Source organism: Hyphomicrobium sp. DMF-1, assembly GCF_027886585.1.
Classification (GTDB): domain Bacteria; phylum Pseudomonadota; class Alphaproteobacteria; order Rhizobiales; family Hyphomicrobiaceae; genus Hyphomicrobium_C; species Hyphomicrobium_C zavarzinii.
This window is the reverse complement of the sequence record NZ_CP115706.1, coordinates 2,307,901-2,326,055: the sequence shown is the minus strand read 5'-3', so window position 1 is coordinate 2,326,055 and position 18,155 is coordinate 2,307,901. Positions and strand designations below refer to the sequence as shown.

The following is an 18,155-nucleotide window of genomic DNA, read 5'->3' as shown; positions in this document are numbered from 1 at the left end:
AAATCAATCGCGTAGCTCACGTCAACCGAGCGCCGGGAACCTCACGGCCCGGCCCGGAAGGACCAGCGTTAACAGGGATGCCGGCCCGGTTCGGGAGCCAAAGGCCGCGCCAGGATGGGCACATATACTAGGGGCCGCGGTCGGAGATCAAGCTTTCCCCTCGCCCGCCCGGCCAGGAGGCGCCGGTCACTCGGCCGCCGCACCCGCCGCCTCGTCCGCCTTGCTCCCCCGCCCGGCGAGCTTGCTGGTCACCACGTAGAATACCGGCGTGAAGATCAGGCCGAACAGCGTCACGCCCAGCATGCCGGAAAACACAGCCGTGCCGAGCGACTGGCGCATCTCCGCGCCCGCGCCCGTGGCCAGCACCAGCGGCACCACGCCGAGAATAAAGGCGAGCGATGTCATGAGGATGGGCCGCAAGCGGGTCCGCGCCGCGCTCACCGCCGCCTCGTAGCGGCTCATGCCCGCGTCCTCGGCTTGCTTGGCGAACTCGACGATCAGGATCGCATTCTTGGCAGCGAGACCGACGAGCACCACGAGGCCGATCTCGACCAGGATGTTACGGTCGAGGCCCATGTAGTTGACGCCGAGCATCGCCGCGAGAATGCACATCGGCACGATCAGGATGACGGCGAGCGGCAACAGCCAGCTCTCGTAGAGCGCGGCCAGCACCAGGAACACGAACACGACCGCAAGGCCGAACGCCACCACCGCCGTGCTTCCCGCGAGCTTCTCCTGCAGCGCGATCTCCGTCCACTCGAAGCCGAACCCGGACGGCAGCGCCGAGTCGACGATGTGCTCGATGGCCTGGATACCCTGGCCGGACGAGTAGCCGCGCGCGAGCCCCACCTGCACCTCCGCAGCCGGGAACAGGTTGTAGCGCGGAACGCGGTAGGGACCCGTCGTATCGGAGAATGTCGCCACGGAGCCGAGCGGCACCATGTCGCCGGAGGCACTCCGCGTCTTGAGGTTCGCCACGTCGCGCAACGTCTCGCGGAACGGATTGTCCGCCTGCGCCGTCACCCGGTAGGTGCGCCCCAGGATGTTGAAGTCGTTCACGAACGCCGAGCCCATGTAGATCGAAAGCGCATCGAACACGCGCCCGATCGGCACGCCGAGCTGCTCGGCCTTGGTGCGATCGATATCCGCCCAGATCTGCGGCGTGCGCGTGTTGAAGAGCGTGAACGGCTGCACGATGCCCGGCACCTGCCCGGCGCCGCCCGCGACCGTCCAGGCCGCGCCTTCGAGCGCGTGATAGCCGCGCCCGCTGCGGTCCTGCACATAGCCCTTGAGGCCGCCGCCCGTGCCGATGCCCGGCACCGAAGGCGGCTCGAGCACGAACGCGAAGGCTTCCTTGATCGTCGCCATCTGCCCGCGCAGGTCGGCCAGGATCTGATCCTTGGTGATGCCCGCCTTGAGCCGCTCCTCGAATGTAGCGAGCCGCACGAAGATCACAGCCGTGTTCGGCGCATTGGTGAATGTCGCGCCGTCGAAACCCGCGAACGCCACCGCATCCGAGACGCCCGGCCGCTTAAGCATCAGCTCGGAGGCTTTGCGCACCACCGCGTCCGTACGATCGAGCGTAGATCCCGGCGGAAGCTGGAACACCGTAATGAAGTAGGTGCGATCGAGCTGCGGGATGAGGCCCGTCGGCGTTTTCGCGAGCCGGTCGTAGGTCAGGAATAGAAGCCCGCCGTAGAGCGCGAGCAGGATCAGCGGCAGCCGGATCAGCCGGCCAGTGAGGCCCGCATACCCATGCGAAAGGCCGTCGAATGCAGCATTGAAGCCGCGGAAGAAGAGGCGCACCGGCGCGCCCAGAATGCGCGCGAGAAGTCCCTGCTTCTCATGATGCGAGGAATGCGGCTTGAGCAGCAGCGCCGCGAGCGCAGGCGACAGCGTGAGCGACACGAAGCACGAGATGGCGGTCGAAGCCGCGATGGTGATCGCGAACTGCTTGTAGAAGGTGCCTTGCAATCCGGAGATGAAGGCCGTCGGCAGGAACACCGCGATCAGCGTCGCCGTGATCGCGATCAGTGCGCCACCCACCTCGTCCATCGTCTGATGCGCGGCCTCTTTCGGCGCGAGGCCTTCCGCGAGCCGCCGCTCCACGTTCTCGACAACGACGATCGCGTCGTCCACCACGATGCCGATCGCGAGCACGAGCCCGAACAGCGAGAGCGAGTTGAACGAGATCCCGAGCGCGCCCATCACCACGAACGAGCCGATGAGAGACACCGGAATGGCGATGATGGGGATGACCGCCGCGCGCCAGGTCTGCAGGAACAGGATGACGACCAGCACCACCAGGATCAGCGCTTCGATCAGCGTCGCCACCACGGCGTCGATCGAGTACTGGATGAACTCTGTCGGGTTGTAGACGATCGTGTAACCCACGCCCGGCGGAAAATCCTTCGCCAGCGTCTGCATCTCGGCCTTCACCGCAGCAGCCGTCGAGAGCGCGTTGGAGCCGGGACGCTGGAATAGCACCACCGCCGTCGCGACCTTGTTCGAGAGATAGGCGTTGACCGTATAGTCCTGCGAGCCGAGTTCCACGCGCGCCACGTCCTTGACGCGCACCACCTCGCCGCCCTCTTCCGCACGCACGACGATGTTCTCGAACTCCTCGACCGTCGAGAGACGCCCGAGCGTGTGCACAGAGAGCGTGAAGGCGCCCGGCGAGGACGCGGGCGGCTGGTTGATGGAGCCCGCCGCCACCTGCAGGTTCGCGGCCCGGATCGCCGCCACGACCTCCGAGGCCGTGAGATCGCGGGAGGCCACCTTCGCCGGATCGAGCCAGACGCGCATCGAGTAGTCGCGCGCGCCGAACACGCGGCTGTCGCCGATGCCGTCGATACGCGCCAGCCTGTCCTTGATGTAGAGCGTGGCGTAGTTCGAGATGTACTGCTGATCCCGGGAGCCGTCCGGCGAGATCATGTGCACGACCATCATCAGGTCGGGCGAGGCCTTGAGCACCGTGAGACCGAGGCGCCGCACGTCCTCGGGCAGGCGCGGCTCCGCGATCGACACGCGGTTCTGCACCAGCACCTGGGCCTGGTCGATGTCGGTGCCCGGCTTGAACACCACGCTGATCGACAGCCGCCCGTCACCGGTCGATTGCGACACGACGTAGAGCATATTGTCGACGCCGTTCACCTCCTGCTCGATGGGCGCGGCCACGGTCTCCGCGATCACCGCCGCCGACGCACCGGGATAGGAGGCCGAGATGTTCACCGTGGGTGGTGCGATCTCGGGATATTCTGCGATCGGCAGCGCGGCACCCGCGATCACGCCCACGATCGTGAGGATCACCGAGAGCACGGTGGCGAAGATCGGTCGATCGATGAAGAAGTGAGAAAAGCGCATGAAACTCTTCCGCGGGCACCCGCCCCTAGATCTGCTCGCCGATCCCCCGAAGGATCTTCGCAACGCGCCGGAATGACGAAAAAAAGACGAAGGCCGTGTCCTTACGGAACGGTTTTGATCTCCCCGGCCTGCGTCACGACTTTCGCACCCGGCCTTACGAACGGGCTCGCGAGCCCGTCGAGCACGACCTTGTCCGTCGCCTTGATGCCGCCCTTCACCACCCGCAAGCCTTCGACCAGCGGACCGAGCGTCACCGGCGCGGCCTTCACCACCCCGTCGTCACCCACCACGAACACGATCTTCTGCATCTGGTCGGACACGACCGCGCTGTCGGGCAGCAATAGAGCGTCGATCTCGCCGCCGAACAATCTCAGCCGGGCGAAGATGCCGGGCGAGAACAATTGGTCCTTGTTGGCGATGATGGCGCGTCCGCGCATCGTTCCCGAGCGCGGATTGAACTGGTTGTCGAGGAAGTCCATGCGGCCTTCGTGCGCCCAGTCGCTCTCGTCGGCGAGCCTGATGCGAACCGGGCTCGCCGTGTCGCGCGAGGACGTGCGCTCGCCCGCGAGGCCGAGACGCGCATACCTGAGATAGTCGGCCTCCGACGTATCGAACACGAAGTGAATGGGATCGAGCGAGACTATGGTCGTGAGCAGCGTCGTGCCCTGCGATCCGCCGATCACGAGGTTTCCGATGTCGACCTTGCGATCCGATATGCGTCCCGAGATCGGCGCCGTCACAACCGTCCACTCGAGATTGAGCTCGGCCGCCTTGAGATTGGCTTCCGCGACCTGAAGCTGAGCTTCCGTCACGTTGAGGTTGGCGCTGCGCTGCGTGAAGTCACGCTCGGTCACCGCGCCCGACTTGACCAGCGGCGCCGCGCGCTCCACCTCGCTCAACGCCAGCGCGACTTGCGCCTTGGCGCGCGAGATCTCGGCGCGCGCGCTCTCCACTGCGATCTCGAACGGCCTGGGATCGATGGTGAACAGCGGATCGCCCGCTTTGACGATCTGTCCGTCCTTGAAATGTACTTTGTCGACGAAGCCGGAGACGCGGGGGCGCACCTCGACGGTTTCCACCGCTTCGAAACGGCCGGAATACTCGTCCCAGGTCGTCGTCCTTTTCGCGAGTGGCGTTGCAACGGTCACGGCAGGGGCCGGCGGCCCCTGGGCGAACAGCGGTGCGGCGCACACAAAATTTGCCACAGTCAGCACCAAGACTGCGCGGAGCACCTTGAAGTAGCGGCCCATGACTCCCCTCGTTGCCCCCCAACCCGTCGGTTTCTCTATCCTTACGGTCTTCATCTATAAACAGTCCAGTGCTGCGATGCACAGGCGATTGCAAGGTCTTAGTCGTCCGTGCACCCTCGGTCTCGCCACGTCCGGCTGCACATTTTTCGGGCTGCGCCCCTCCCCGGCGGCAGGCGGCGGAGGGCCAAATGCCGCGGCCGCCGCTGGCCAGCCTCCGCGTTCTGCGGTAGGGAAGCCGGGGGAAACGCTCAACGACGACACAAATAAGAAAGTATGACTGTGAAGCGCTCGGAGCTCGATCGGCGGCAGATCCTTGCCGGAGTGGCAGCGGCAGGTTTGACCGCAAAACTGAATGTCGTCGGCACGGCCAGCGCCGGAACAGCCGACGCAGGCACAGCAAACAACGGCTTGAGCCTCGACGCTCCTAAACCGTTCTCGTTCGCGATCCTCCAGGACCGCGCGAAGGACATGGCAAAGGCGGCCTGGGAGCCGACGCCGAAGGTCGTGCCCGAGATCCTCTACCGCATCGACTACGACGCCTATCAGGCCATTCGCTTTCGCCCCGAGATGAGCCTGATGCTCGATCCGGCGCATCGCCTGCCCGTCCAGCTCTTCCACCTGAGCCGCATGTCGCCCGATCCGGTGAAGATCCACCTGGCGCGCGGTGGCGAAGCGCAGGAGGTGCTCTACAGCGCGAGCCTCTTCGACAGCCCGCCCGATCATCCGGCCCGCGAGCTGCCCGACGGCGTCGGCTTCGCCGGCTTCCGCGTCATGGCCCCTGACCAGAAGACCGACTGGCTCGCCTTCCTCGGCGCGTCCTACTTCCGCACGTCCGGGCCCTTCAACCAGTACGGTCTCTCCGCCCGCGGCCTCGCCATCGACACCGGCATGCAGACGCCGGAGGAGTTTCCGCGCTTCACCGAGTTCTGGCTCGACAGCAGCGCTCCCCAGGACGACGGCCTCACGCTCTACGCTCTACTCGACAGCCCGAGCGTAACCGGCGCCTACCGCATCAAGGCGCGGCGCACCACCGACAAGCGCGACGTCGCGCGCATCGACATGGAGATCGAGGCCGAGCTGTTCGCCCGCCGCGATATCGCACGCCTCGGCATCGCGCCGTTCTCGAGCATGTACTGGTACGGCGAGACGAGCCGCCGCCAGGTGGTCGATTGGCGCCCGGAGATTCACGACTCGGATGGCCTCGCCATCTGGACCGGCGCGGGCGAGCGCATCTGGCGCCCCCTCAACAATCCGCCTCGCGTCATGGTCAACGCCTTCGTCGACCGCGACATCCGCGGCTTTGGCCTTCTGCAGCGCGACCGCGACTTCGTCCACTATCTCGACGACAGCGTCTTCTACGAGCGCCGTCCGTCGGTCTGGATCGAGCCCATCGAGAGCTTCGGCGAAGGCGAGGTGCAGCTTCTCGAAATCCCGACAGACGACGAGATCCACGACAACATCGCCGCCTACTGGTGCCCCAAGGAGCCGTTCCGGGCCGGTGAGCAACGGCGCTATCACTATCGCCTCAAGTGGGTGGACGAGATTCCGTTCCCGAGCGCGCTCGCCAAGGCAACGGCAACCTGGACCGGCCTCGGCGGCCGTCCGGGACACAAGCGCCCCGAAGGCGTCACGAAGTTCGTCATCGACTTCCAGGGCACCGTGTTCCGCGGCATCGGCCGCAACGATGGCGTGGAGCTGGTCGTCACCCCGTCGCGCGGAGAGATCAGCAACGCCTACAGCCATCCGGTCGTCGATCAGCGGGAACGCTGGCGCGCACTGTTCGACATCGAGGCGAAAGGCTCCGAGCCCGTGGACATCCGCGTCTTCCTCCGCCAGGGCGAGCGCGCCCTCACCGAGACGTGGGTCTTCCAGTTTTTCCCCGAGGCGTAGCCGCCGGGCTCAACGAAGCCGCGCCGCTCTCTTCGAGAACAGGGGACACGTGAGCGTTTTCTGAAGCGCCTCGATCAGCTCGTCCTTGGTACCGGCCGTGAGCGACACACCGCCCGTCTCCGCGGCCATGCAGGCGGATCCCGTCCCGCTTTGCAGCCACGTGGAGCCGCTGATCTTGAACTGGATGACATGGATAGTGAGTGCGCTCGCCTCGGCCTTGAGCTGGCGCGCAAGCTTGCAGGGATCGCCGCCGCACGTCTCCTCACCGTCCGTCAGCAACACCACGACCGCGGGCTTCTCGCGAAACTTGAGCTCCTCCACCGCGCCTCTCACAGCCGCCGTGAGCGGCGTCTCGCCTGCGGGCACCACACTGTTGACCTCACCCATGATGGTCTCGGCGCTGTTCGGGCCGGGCTTGAGGCGCAGGTCGATGTTGCTGCATTTCGCGCGCGGGCCCGGACCGTAGACCATGAGCCCGAGATGGCGCCGCGGCGTCACCGCCGGCAGCACGCTCGCGAGCGCCTCGCGCACCTTGGCGATATGCGGGCGCACGGCATTCATGTCGGTTCCTGCCATCGAGCCCGAGGCGTCGAACACGAGCATTGCATCGTCCAGGCAGCGCACCTCGCCGGCAGCCGAGGCAGGGCCGGATGCGAACAAGGCGAACGCTGAAACGGCAGCAACAGAGAGACTGCGCATGAGACCGTCCTTCGACCGGGCCAGGACCGAAAAAGCGCGCGGACTTGGGAGCCCGCGCGCTTCTCACTTTAAACGGAACAGCCGAAACGGAAAACAGACGCGCCCTTGAGCTATTTCGCGGGCCCCGTCTCCACCTGCGTATCGAGCGCCTCCTGGCCCCACTCTGCCCACGCGCCGTCATAGACGGCAGCGTTGTCCTGGCCGATCACGCTGAGCGCCAGCGACAGCATTGAGGCGGTCACGCCCGATCCGCACGTGGTCACCACCGGCTGCTGGGGATCGATGCCAACGTCGCGGAAGATCTTCTCGAGCTCCGCCTTGGACTTGAGGGTCCCGTCTGCATTCAGGATGGTGGACGACGGCACGTTCTTGGAGCCGGGGATATGTCCGGCGCGCAGGCCCGGGCGCGGCTCGGGCTCCGTGCCCTCGAAACGTGCCTTCGGCCGCGCGTCGACGATCTGCGTGCCGCCCTTGGCGACATAGCCCTTGATGTCGTCGAGATCGCGCACCAGCGAGTTGTTGAGGAGCGGCGTGAAGTGGCGCGCCGTGCGCGGCACCGGCGCCATGTCCTCGAGCGGACGCCCCTCGGCCTTCCACTTCTTGAGGCCGCCGTTCAGCACCGCCACGTCCTGGTGCCCCATGGCGCGGAACGTCCACCACACGCGCGCGGCGGAGAACAGGCCATAGGTATCGTAGATCACGATGCGCATGCCGTCGCCGACGCCCATTTTCTTCATCCGCGACGCGAACTTCGGCGTGGGCGGCAGCATGTGCGGCAGCGGCGATTTCTCGTCGACCAGATCGTCGATGTCGAAGAACAGCGCACCCGGAATATGCTCGGCGAGATACTCCGCCTTCGCGTCGCGGCCCGAGTTCGGCAGATGCCAGGAGCCGTCGAAAACAATGAGGTCGGGCGCATCGAGATGATCCGCCAGCCAGTCCGTCTCGACAATCCAGTTCTTGGCGCTACCCGGCACGAAATCCTCCTTGGACACTTGTGGCATGCGGCTCTGAGGCAAGCGGAGTGCCAGCCGCGAAGATCTTGGCTGTGAGGGACGAACCCGAGAACCTACGGGATAGTGTGGCCCGGAGGGCAAAACCTGCCCTGCGTCGCACTCGAACCACCCAGCGGAGCGTACCCTAATGGCGCCGTGTGACGCCCGCAAGTGGCGGCAAGGGCGCGCGGGCCTGGATTTCCGAGCGTCGTCCGTGGCTTTCGCCCGTCCTTCAGGCAGGTCGCGCCCAGCCGCGGCGTTTCCGGGCAAACCACCCCCTCATGCGGCAAAAAAGCGATATGATGCCCCCGTTCTGGATCAGGACGAGAGGGCGCGGTCCGGTATTCCTTCGAGGCACAGGAGGACGTGATGACTTTCCCTTATCGCACCACCCTTGCAGGCGCCCTTGCGCTCACGGCGGCCTTCCTTCTCCCGCCGCCGGACGCTCGCTCCCAGCCGGACGAGGAGCAGATCTCCATCGAGGAGCTCCTGAAGTCCGGCTGGCAGGTCGCAGGCTTCACCAGCGGATACGACAACCGCGCCGCGCTGCTCCTCTTCCGCCATCCGACGGAGACCTCGCTCGTCCAGTGCCTGTCGGGCTACGACGTCACCCGCACGCCCCGGACCTACTCGAACTGCTACCGCCTCAGGTAGGTCCAAGCGCCGAAAAGGCCTCACGCGCACCCTGGCCTCCAGAAATTTCGGAGCCTGTTCCGGCTGGAACAGCCCCGCAGGGGCCGGACGCGCATGATCAATCCCGGGACGAATACCAGGTTAGGGCGCGAAACCTCGGGAGGCATCAATGACACGGACCATTCTGGCCATCGCCACCTCACTCATCGCTTCGGCAACGCTTTTTGCTTCGGGCGCTCAGGCTTGCATCTCCTGCGAATACACCCCGGAGGTCGTCCGGCCCCACCTGACGAACCAGGCTAAGCGCCCGCAAAAGAAGCGCGTTTACGTCGCTGAGACGCAGCAGAAGCGCCTCCCCGCACCCCAGAAAACCCGCGTTGCCAAGGCTGATCCCGCCCCTGCCGCCAAAACCGCGCCCACCAAGGTCGCCACCGCGGAGGCCCCTGCCGAGGAAGCCCAGCCCCAGCGCGAAACCCCGGTTTCGACCGCGATGCTCCTGGAGACCGGCCGCCAAACCACGAACGCTACCCCCGAACCCGCGGCGGAAGTCGGCTGCAAGAAGTTCTTCCCCGCCGTCGGCAAGACCATGACCGTCCCCTGCGAGTAAACGCCAGAGTACGCCGTCCCCCGCGTCCCCATTGCGTCCGGCAACAGCCGGACGCAAACGCGTCCCAGAGACCCGCGCTGGTTCTTAGTCGATTAAAGCTATTGAGAAATTTTGGTGAGCCGGGAGGGAATCGAACCCTCGACCCCATGATTAAAAGTCACGTGCTCTACCTCTGAGCTACCGGCCCCAAGCCGTCTCACGCAGTGCGTGCGGACGGCCTCATGGAGAGAGCGCTTTCTAGTGTGGTTCCGGACCAGTGTGAAGCGCTTTTCCGACATGAAGCACGAGAATTAACGCAGCAAACGGGGCGTCGGTCGCCCAGTCCCGGAAAAAACGCTCGGGAAACGCGCGTGAGCGCCACAGGGCTTCCCGGGCATCGCAAAAGCAAGCCTGCCTCGGGCAGGGCAGGACCAGTTACGACGCACAGCGAAAATGCCGCGCCTCCTCCGCAATTCCGTGCATTAAGACGGGGCACATGCTTAAAGCCTGATCGTTCGCGATGCGCTGAGGCGCGCCGAGCGCGACAGCCGCCACCGGCACTCGGCCCTTCGGCGACGAGAGAAGCGCGCATCGAACCCGGCCCGCCATGAAAGACGCTCCCGATAGTTCTAATGACACCGATGCCGCCCGCCAGCGGCTCAAGGCCATCGGCCTGATGGTGGCCGCCGTCGTGCTCTTTTCGGGTCTCGACACCACCGCGAAGTATCTCGTCACGCGCGACGGTCTCACCGTCGGCCAGGTGGTGTGGGCACGCTTCATCGGCCAGTTCGTGCTGCTGCTCCTGTTCGTGCCAGCGTTCGGTATCATGAGCGCAAAAGCGCTCTTCACCACCAACAGGCTTGGGCTTCAACTCGTCCGCTCCGTGCTGATGGTAGGAACCACCGCTTTCAACTTCCTTGCGCTGCAATACATGCGCCTGGACCAGACCATCACCATCGTCTTCCTCGCGCCCCTCATGGTGGCGCTGCTCGCAGGCCCGCTGCTCGGCGAATGGGTCGGCCGCCGCAGGCTCGTCGCGATCCTGGTGGGCTTCATCGGCGTGCTGATCGCGGTCCGGCCCGGCTTCGGCGTCATCCATCCGGCCGTGCTCTATGCGTTCGCGGCCATGCTAGTCTATGCGCTATTCATGCTGCTCACGCGCCACATGGCGCATTTCGATCCGCCGCTCGTCACGCTGTTCTATTCGATGTTCGTCGGCACGTTCGCTGGCGCACCCATCGCATACGCCGGCTGGCAGACGCCGCCCGACGCGATCGCCTGGGTGTTGCTCGGCGCGCTCGGCATTCTCGGCGGCGTCGGCCACTGGCTGTTCCTGCACGCCTACCGGCTCGCGCCCGCCTCCTCCATCGCGCCCTTCATCTACATGCAGCTCCTCACCATGGTGGCCTTCGGCTACGCGGTGTTCGGAGACCTGCCGGATCTGTGGACGCTGGCCGGCGCAACGCTGATCGTGGGCTCGGGCGTCTATCTCGTCCACCGCGAGCGCAGCATCGCACGCGAGATGGTGGACGCCGCTCCGCCGTCCTGATCCGCCCTTCCCTGGCAGTGAAACCTACGCGGCAGGCTTGGTGACGATGCGCGCCTTGGTCTCCTCCGCCCAATCCGCGAACCGGCCCTCCTCGATGGCGGCTCGCATGCGCGCCATCAGGTCCTGGTAGAACACCGTGTTCACCCACGAGAGGATCATCGCGCCGAGATACTCGCCCGAGCGGATCAGATGATGCAGATAAGCGCGCGAATAGTCCCGCGCCGCAGGGCACGAGCTTTCCGGATCGAGCGGCGCGGCATCGTCGGCGTTGACCGCGTTGCGCAGATTGACGGGGCCGCCCCACGTATAGGCGAGCCCATGGCGCCCGTTCCGCGTCGGCAGCACACAATCGAACATGTCGATGCCCCGCCGCACCGCCTCGATGAGATCGAGCGGCGTGCCGACGCCCATCAGATAGCGCGGCTTGTTCTCCGGCAGGAACGGCAGCGTCGCTTCCAGCGTGGCAAGCATCAGGTCGTGCCCCTCGCCGACCGCAAGGCCGCCCACCGCATAGCCCTCGAGATCGAGACCGACCAGCGCCTCGGCCGAGCGCCGACGCAGGTCCGTGTCCGTACCACCCTGCACGATGCCGAACAGCGCCTGGCCCGGCCCAGCGCCGCCGCTCGCGCGCTGCCCCAGAAACGCCGTGCGAGACCGCTCGGCCCAGCGCAGCGACAGCTCCATCGCGCGCTCCACCTCGCGCCGCTCCGCCGGAAGCTCGATGCACTCGTCGAACTGCATCTGAATGTCTGAGCCGAGCAGGCACTGAATCTCGATCGACCGCTCGGGCGAAAGCATGTGCCGCGATCCGTCGAGATGCGATTGGAACAGCGCCCCCTCCTCCGTGATCTTGCGGATCTTGGAGAGGCTCATCACCTGGAAGCCGCCCGAATCCGTGAGGATCGGCTTCTCCCAGCGCATGAACTTATGCAGGCCGCCCAGCTTCGCGACGCGCTCCGCGCCCGGCCGCAGCATCAGATGATAGGTGTTGCCGAGCAGGATGTCGGCGCCTGCATCGCGCACCTGCTCCGGATAGAGCGCCTTCACCGTCGCCACCGTGCCAACGGGCATGAACGCGGGCGTGCGGATGATCCCGCGCGGCGTCACGATCTCGCCCCGGCGCGCCAGTCCGTCCCGCCCGAGCGGACGATAGTAGAATGCCTCAGTCATGACTGTCCTTGTGGTCGGGGGGAGCCGGTGCCGCTTTGAACAGCAGCGACGCATCCCCGTAGGAATAGAAGCGGTATCCGGAGGCCACCGCATGCGCGTACGCGGCCTTCATGGTGTCGAGCCCGGCGAAAGCCGAAACCAGCATGAACAGCGTCGAGCGCGGCAGATGGAAATTGGTGAGCAGCACGTCGATGGCGCGGAAGGCATAGCCCGGCGTAATGAAGATCGCGGTATCACCCGAAAAGGGATGGATGACGCCGTCCGGGGTGGCCGCGCTTTCGAGAATGCGGAGCGACGTCGTCCCGACCGCAACGATGCGCCCGCCCGAGGCGCGCACCGCGTTGAGCGCTGCCGCCGTCTCCGTCGAAACCACCCCGTACTCGGAGTGCATCTTGTGCTCGCGCGTGTCGTCCGCCTTGACCGGCAGAAACGTGCCCGCCCCCACATGCAGCGTCACGAAATGGCGGGAGATGCCGCGCTGATCGAGCGCCGCAAACAGCTCCGGCGTGAAATGCAGCCCTGCCGTCGGCGCGGCCACCGCCCCTTCCTGCGCCGCGTAAATGGTCTGATAGCTTGCGCGATCCCGCGCGTCCGGCCCGCGCTTCAGCGCGATGTAGGGCGGAAGCGGCATCTCGCCCACGCTCTCGATCGCCCGGTCGAGATCTGGGCCCGAAAGATCGAAGGCCAGCTCCACCTCGCCAGCGTCCAGTCGCTCCGTCACGGTCGCGTCGAGCGCCGCCAGCAGGCAGGTCATGCCCTCCGCCTCCGTGCCGAACCGCACCCGGTCTCCCACGGCGAGCCGCTTGGCGGGACGCGCGAGCGCCCGCCACCGCGCCCCGTCCACGCGGCGCAGCAGATTGAAGGCAACGCGCGAGCGCAACTCTCCCCTGATGCGCACGCCCTCAAGCGCAGCCGGAATGACGCGCGTATCGTTGAGCACCAGCGCATCGCCCGGCCGCAAGAGATCCGGCAGATCCCGCACCCCGAGATCGGCGAGCACCGGCACGCGGCCGGGATCGACCACGAGCATCCGCGCCGCATCCCTCGGCTCGGCCGGATGCAGGGCAATGCGATCGTCAGGAAGGTCGAAATCGAAAAGGTCGGTGCGCATCGCGCTCTCATAGAGGCTCCCGGCCCGGGGCGGAACCCTCTGCGACGACGACGCGTTCGTTAAGTACATCTCTGTCCAGCGAGGACCCGCCCGTGCCCGGCCCGAACAAACCGACGCGATCCCCCGGCGATCCGGACCCGCACAAGCCGCCGGAGCCGATGAACCCGGATCCGACAAAGGAGCCGGTGCCGCCACCGGACAAGGAGCCCGAGCCCAAGATCGAGCCGCCCGTGGGGCCATCCGAGCCGCCACCGAAGTGGGTCTAGCCCCTGCCGCGCGCCGAGAAAGCCCCGCGCAGACCCCAGAACGCTGCCACCACCCAGGACAGGATCAGCAGCGAGCCGCCCGTGGGCGCCGCGAACGGAAACAGGCGCTCGCCGGTGAACGCGCGCACCACGAGGTCGCCTGAGAACAGCGAGACGGCAAAAATCATGAGCGAGGCGGCGGCTAGAAAGCCGGTACGCCGCTCGCCCCCCGCACCGAACGCCGTCAACGCCAACGCCGCCGCCGCATGGACAATCAGGAACTGCGAGGCCGTCGCGAGCTGCGTGTCGGATACGCGATGGGCAGCGACTGCGGCGAGCGCCACGCCCGCCGCACCCAGCAACGGAGCAAGCCCCGCGTTCCAATAAGCCCAGCGCCCGTCCGACATATGAGCCCTTTCCGGTCTCGCCTCAGGCCGCGTCCGCAGCCACCTTCACCGACACCATCTTGTCGGGGTTCTGCACCGGCTCGCCGCGCTTGATCTTGTCCACGTTCTCCATGCCCTCGATCACCTGTCCCCACACCGTGTACTTGCGGTCGAGGAAGGTCGCATCGTCGAACACGATGAAGAACTGGCTGTTGGCGCTGTCGGGAGATGCCGCGCGCGCCATCGAGCACACGCCGCGCACATGCGGCTCGGCGTTGAACTCGGCCTTGAGGTTCGGATAGCTCGACCCGCCCGTGCCCGTTCCCTTGGGGCAGCCCGTCTGCGCCATGAAGCCGTCGATCACGCGATGGAACACGATGCCGTCATAGAAGCCCTCGCGGACGAGCTGCTTGATGCGCGCCACGTGGTTCGGCGCCAGATCCGGGCGAAGCTCGATGACGACGCGCCCTTGCGTCGTATCGATGATCAGCGTGTTCTCGGGATCCTTGATCTCGGCCATTGGGAAAGCTCCACTTGAAAGGGTGAAAGGAAAAAACGCGTCCACCGCCCGGCGCCCGTAGGCCACCCGGGAGGAGGAGCTGCGATCGAAACGTCGATCAGGGTGCGGCCGTTGCCAGATACATCTTCACGATGACGTCGGGCTTCGGCGGCGGCTCCCCCTTGGCGATCTGGTCTACGAACTGCATTCCGTCAACCACCTGGCCGAACACCGTGTACTGCCCATTGAGGTGCGGCGCATAGGTGAAGCAGATGAAGAACTGGCTGTTCGCGCTGTTGGGGTCCGAGGTGCGCGCTGCGCCGAGCGTGCCGCGCTCGAAAGGCGTCGGCGTGAATTCGGCCGGCAGATCCGGCAGGTTCGAGCCGCCGGCGCCGGTTCCCTGCGGATCGCCCGTCTGGGCCATGAAGCCCGGGATCACGCGGTGGAACTTGAGGCCGTTGTAGAAGCCCTGGGCCGTGAGCTGCTTGACGCGCTCCACATGCTTCGGCGCCAGATCCGGCCTCAGCCGGATGGTGACCTTGCCGGTCTTCAGTTCCATGATGAGGGTGTTGGAGGGATCCGCGGCGACGGCCCCCGTCGTCACCATGCTGCCCGCCGTCGCCGGCTGCGTCTTGTCGACCACCTGGATCTGAGAGCTGTTGCCGCTGCAGGCCGTCATGACGAAGGCCAGCGCCATCAAGGCCGCGCCCTTCAGCGAGACGAGCCACCTGATCGTTCCCATGCGCGCTCCCCAAATCCGGTTTCCTATCGCGGCAAGACCGCCGCTGCCCGAGCCGCCGTTATGGCCTTTTGCGGCCCTCGCGGCAACCCGATGCTGGAAAGTTGATCTATCCCAGAGCGTTACCGCTTGGCCTTTGCCTTGTCCACGAGCCGCAGCGCAACCCCTGTGGACACGAACGGCGTCACGTCGCCGCCCATCAGCGCAATCTGGCGCACGAGATTGGCGGCGATATGCCGAACCTCCGGCGAGGCCGCCACGAACACGGTCTGCACCGCGGGCGCCATTTCCCCGTTCATGTTGGCCATCTGCATTTCGTAGTCAAAGTCCGTCCCGTCGCGCAGCCCGCGAAAGATGACGCTCGCACCCACCCGCTGCGCCGCCGTGACCGCGAGATCGGAGAAGGTGATCACGTCGATGTCGATCCCGGCAGAGGTGGCAATGGCCCGCGTCTCCACCTCCAGCATCTCGACGCGCTCCTCGTCGGAGAACAGTGGCGCCTTTGCGGGGTGCACGCCGATGCCGATCACCAGCCGGTCCACCAGCCGGCTCGCGCGCGCGATGATGTCCGTGTGCCCAAGGGTGACGGGATCGAACGACCCCGAATAGAAACCGGTTCTGCTCATGGACTCACTGTAGCCGGGCGCCAAAGGCGAGAGCAAGCAGCCAGCAGAACCGTCTCGTGAAAGAGCCCGGCCGGCGCGTCCCAAGTTGCAGATGGTAAAAAAAGGCCCAGCTTGCGCCAGGCCCAAGTGTTCCGTCGCAACGGACAACGGAAAGGAATGCGGGGCTGCTCCGGAAGGCCGGAGCAGCCTGCTGTCTATTTGAGAGGCGCGGCTTCACGCCGGCCGAACAGGTCGTCGAGATTGAAGCGGTAGCCGAGATTCGCGGTCGCGATCAGCGGATCGATGTCGTGATCGGCCTTGATGGACGTGCCGTTGGCGAACTTCCAGGTCACCTCGGTGTCCTCCCACACCTTCTTCACATCGAGACCCAGCGACCAGCCGCCGCCGAGGTCGAAATCGACGCCCGCCTGCAGCGCAAACCCGAAGCTGTCGTCGAGATCCACCGAAGCCGCACCGAGACCGTTCTTGCCGACCTTGCTGTCGAAGTAGTGGATCCACTCCACGCCGGCGCCCACGTACGGGCGAACCGCACCAAATCCGTCGAAGTGATACTGCAGCGTGAGGATCGGCGGGAACATCCACGTCTCCGCCAGCTCGCCGTTCCCGCGCAGAATGCCTTCGCCCACAACGCTGGTCTGGCCGAAGCAGCAGAACAGCTCCACCGCCACGTTGCGGTTGAAGAAATAGGTGAGCGTCAGCGTGGGCAGCACCATGTCGTCGGTCGAGGCATGAGCGCCCGCGGCCAGCAGATTGACACCCCCCGACGTGACCAGGCTGGTCGTATCGTCATCGGTCCACACGCCGGAGACGCCGGCCTTGATCTGGAAGTTGCCGTTGCTGTCTCCCGCCGCAGCCGGAAGCGAACCCGCCGCCATCGTGGCCAATCCCGTGGCCACGGCTGCCATAGCCCCCAAAAACTTCATCGTCATGATAATCGCGTCCTTCCGCCTGAAACCCCCGTAACCGACTCAATCGACGCGCCGGCACCTGATGCCTTGACTTTGTGCTGGGTCGGGGACTGACCTTAAGCGGCAATTCGCTGGGCGAGCTGACGTGCGTCAGGAGGAAAATCAATCCACTCGCTGCGTTGCTGCGCCGCCACGAGAGTGTTGACCTGGATCAATTTGGATGCGGCAACGGCGCCAGGCTCCGAAATGCCCCCTTTTGACTGCCGTCAAGGCGCTCCGTCCCGAAGATGTAGATGTGGTTCAGACGGTCGAGGGAGGAGGATCCGCACCGGATTCATCGTGACCGTCGCCCCGCCGCAAGGCGGGTGCAACAACCAGAATCGAAACGGACGGGATCCGCTAATCCGACATGAAACCCGCACCCGACCTCATCCTGCAGCAATTGGAACCGCACGCGGTTCGCATTGCTACGCGCAAGCGTCAGAAGATCGCTCTCACAGGAGAGCCTGACGAGACCCTGTATCTGGTCCGCAAAGGGCTGTTTCTCGCACGGGCATCCATGCCCCATGCGCGTCACCAGATCATGAGCATCCTCTATCCTGGAGACTGCGTGCGTTCGGCCGCCATGCCGCCACTCGACGGCTCCGAGATTACGGCGGCGACGGAGAGCGGAGAGGTCTGGCGCGTCCGCTGGTCGGCCGCCAAGACCGCCATGGAGACCGATCCCAACCTCGCACGTTATGTTTCGGATCGCGTCGCGAACCAGACGGCGCGCCTCGCCTTGCACAACGCGATCATCGCCGGTCTCACAGGCGAAGAGCGCGTCGCAGCACTCATCACGGAACTCGTGCTCCGCATCGGCAAGCAGACGCCGGCGGGCTTCGTGTTCGACATGCCCCTTTCACGTACCGACATCGCAGAGCACCTGGCGCTCAATGCGGATACGGTCTCGCGCATCGTCTCGCGCATGCGCGCCAAAGGGCTCATCGCGGTCGCTGGCCGTAATCGTCTGGTCTGCCGCAGCATTGAGATGCTCGAAAGCGAATGCCCGCTGGCCACGACGCTCGAGCGCATGCACGGCACCGCGGTCCGCCAGCCGCTACCGGCTATCTGACCGAGACCCTCCTCTCTCACGAAAAAAGGCGCCGCCCCGCATAACGGGGCCGGCGCCTTCGTAATTCGATCGCAGACTGCGGGCCTTACTGGGCCGCCTTCTTCTGCTCGACCTCTTTCAGGTACTCCTCGACGTCCTTTTCAGTGACTTCCTTGTTGTCGACGAGCGCCTGCAGGCACTCCTTCGACAGCTCGGTCGCCTTAGACTTCATGCAGGAGCGCAGCTCGTCGCTGCCGACTTCGAGCTTGTCGCAATGCTTGTGATAGTCGTCGCGACAGGCGTTCTTCACCGCGTCATTCACGGCCAGCGCGGCCGTTGCGGACATCGACAGCGACAACGCGGCCACTACGAATAGACCCTTCATCCAATTTCCCCTTTGCGAACCAACTTCG

The 18,155-nt window shown here is 65.7% G+C and carries 18 protein-coding genes and 1 tRNA gene; 6 read left to right on the top strand and 13 right to left on the bottom strand.

Going from position 1 to position 18,155, the window contains the following annotated elements:
• Window positions 1-186: 186 nt before the first annotated feature.
• Together PE058_RS10635 and PE058_RS10630 are read right to left on the bottom strand one after the other, a co-directional pair.
• Window positions 187-3,363, bottom strand: coding sequence for an efflux RND transporter permease subunit (locus PE058_RS10635; RefSeq protein ID WP_271030569.1), 3,177 nt, complete (start codon window positions 3,361-3,363; stop codon window positions 187-189).
• A 101-nt stretch (window positions 3,364-3,464) separates the two neighbouring features.
• Window positions 3,465-4,613 carry an efflux RND transporter periplasmic adaptor subunit gene (locus PE058_RS10630; protein ID WP_271030568.1) on the bottom strand — a complete coding sequence of 383 codons (1,149 nt, stop codon included), beginning with the start codon at window positions 4,611-4,613 and terminating at the stop codon, window positions 3,465-3,467.
• 273 nt (window positions 4,614-4,886) lie between these two features.
• Between PE058_RS10630 and PE058_RS10625 the strand changes: the two genes are divergently transcribed.
• Entirely contained in the window at window positions 4,887-6,503 is a 1,617-nt protein-coding gene (locus tag PE058_RS10625) for a glucan biosynthesis protein (RefSeq protein ID WP_020087275.1), read from the top strand.
• A 9-nt stretch (window positions 6,504-6,512) separates the two neighbouring features.
• Here the strand turns inward: PE058_RS10625 and PE058_RS10620 are convergent, their stop codons facing one another.
• A complete protein-coding gene (locus tag PE058_RS10620) occupies window positions 6,513-7,202 on the bottom strand; it encodes a vWA domain-containing protein (protein WP_271030567.1) in 690 nt (229 codons plus the stop codon).
• A gap of 110 nt (window positions 7,203-7,312) precedes the next feature.
• Window positions 7,313-8,206, bottom strand: a complete 894-nt coding sequence (gene sseA / locus PE058_RS10615; RefSeq protein WP_051113863.1) for a 3-mercaptopyruvate sulfurtransferase — start codon at window positions 8,204-8,206, stop codon at window positions 7,313-7,315.
• A gap of 360 nt (window positions 8,207-8,566) precedes the next feature.
• Here sseA and PE058_RS10610 point away from each other — a divergent pair, with 360 nt between their 5' ends.
• Both PE058_RS10610 and PE058_RS10605 read left to right on the top strand, forming a co-directional pair.
• Window positions 8,567-8,851: a hypothetical protein gene (locus PE058_RS10610; protein WP_020087272.1), complete on the top strand. Its 285-nt coding sequence runs from the start codon at window positions 8,567-8,569 to the stop codon at window positions 8,849-8,851.
• 148 nt (window positions 8,852-8,999) lie between these two features.
• Window positions 9,000-9,437: a hypothetical protein gene (locus PE058_RS10605; RefSeq protein ID WP_020087271.1), complete on the top strand. Its 438-nt coding sequence runs from the start codon at window positions 9,000-9,002 to the stop codon at window positions 9,435-9,437.
• Between the two features lie 112 nt (window positions 9,438-9,549).
• Here PE058_RS10605 and PE058_RS10600 read toward each other — a convergent pair.
• Window positions 9,550-9,624: transfer RNA gene (locus PE058_RS10600), tRNA-Lys, on the bottom strand.
• Window positions 9,625-10,023: 399 nt separating this feature from the next.
• Between PE058_RS10600 and PE058_RS10595 the strand changes: the two genes are divergently transcribed.
• A complete protein-coding gene (locus tag PE058_RS10595; RefSeq protein WP_271030566.1) occupies window positions 10,024-10,965 on the top strand; it encodes a DMT family transporter in 942 nt (313 codons plus the stop codon).
• Window positions 10,966-10,989: 24 nt separating this feature from the next.
• On the opposite strand, the gene tgt is transcribed toward PE058_RS10595, so the two are convergent.
• Both tgt and queA read right to left on the bottom strand, forming a co-directional pair.
• The gene (gene tgt, locus PE058_RS10590) at window positions 10,990-12,135 is read right to left on the bottom strand and encodes a tRNA guanosine(34) transglycosylase Tgt (RefSeq protein WP_020087269.1); all 1,146 of its coding nucleotides are present in this window, start codon (window positions 12,133-12,135) and stop codon (window positions 10,990-10,992) included.
• Complete coding sequence (gene queA / locus PE058_RS10585) at window positions 12,128-13,246, bottom strand: tRNA preQ1(34) S-adenosylmethionine ribosyltransferase-isomerase QueA (protein ID WP_271030565.1); 1,119 nt, start codon at window positions 13,244-13,246, stop codon at window positions 12,128-12,130. The genes tgt and queA overlap by 8 nt, the downstream gene beginning before the upstream one ends.
• A gap of 92 nt (window positions 13,247-13,338) precedes the next feature.
• On the opposite strand from queA, the gene PE058_RS10580 reads away from it, so the two are divergent.
• Window positions 13,339-13,512 carry a hypothetical protein gene (locus PE058_RS10580; RefSeq protein WP_271030564.1) on the top strand — a complete coding sequence of 58 codons (174 nt, stop codon included), beginning with the start codon at window positions 13,339-13,341 and terminating at the stop codon, window positions 13,510-13,512.
• Here PE058_RS10580 and PE058_RS10575 read toward each other — a convergent pair.
• The 5 genes from PE058_RS10575 to PE058_RS10555 form a co-directional block, all read right to left on the bottom strand.
• Complete coding sequence (locus PE058_RS10575) at window positions 13,509-13,898, bottom strand: DUF423 domain-containing protein (protein ID WP_271030563.1); 390 nt, start codon at window positions 13,896-13,898, stop codon at window positions 13,509-13,511. The genes PE058_RS10580 and PE058_RS10575 overlap by 4 nt on opposite strands.
• Before the next feature lie 22 nt (window positions 13,899-13,920).
• Complete coding sequence (locus PE058_RS10570; RefSeq protein WP_020087266.1) at window positions 13,921-14,397, bottom strand: peptidylprolyl isomerase; 477 nt, start codon at window positions 14,395-14,397, stop codon at window positions 13,921-13,923.
• Between the two features lie 97 nt (window positions 14,398-14,494).
• Window positions 14,495-15,118, bottom strand: a complete 624-nt coding sequence (locus PE058_RS10565) for a peptidylprolyl isomerase (protein ID WP_333780423.1) — start codon at window positions 15,116-15,118, stop codon at window positions 14,495-14,497.
• 119 nt (window positions 15,119-15,237) lie between these two features.
• Entirely contained in the window at window positions 15,238-15,741 is a 504-nt protein-coding gene (gene coaD / locus PE058_RS10560) for a pantetheine-phosphate adenylyltransferase (RefSeq protein WP_026868228.1), read from the bottom strand.
• A gap of 194 nt (window positions 15,742-15,935) precedes the next feature.
• The gene (locus PE058_RS10555) at window positions 15,936-16,670 is read right to left on the bottom strand and encodes an OmpW/AlkL family protein (protein ID WP_026868227.1); all 735 of its coding nucleotides are present in this window, start codon (window positions 16,668-16,670) and stop codon (window positions 15,936-15,938) included.
• Between the two features lie 388 nt (window positions 16,671-17,058).
• Here PE058_RS10555 and PE058_RS10550 point away from each other — a divergent pair, with 388 nt between their 5' ends.
• Window positions 17,059-17,763: a Crp/Fnr family transcriptional regulator gene (locus PE058_RS10550; protein ID WP_020087262.1), complete on the top strand. Its 705-nt coding sequence runs from the start codon at window positions 17,059-17,061 to the stop codon at window positions 17,761-17,763.
• Window positions 17,764-17,848: 85 nt separating this feature from the next.
• Here the strand turns inward: PE058_RS10550 and PE058_RS10545 are convergent, their stop codons facing one another.
• Complete coding sequence (locus PE058_RS10545; RefSeq protein WP_020087261.1) at window positions 17,849-18,127, bottom strand: hypothetical protein; 279 nt, start codon at window positions 18,125-18,127, stop codon at window positions 17,849-17,851.
• Window positions 18,128-18,155 lie beyond the last annotated feature (28 nt).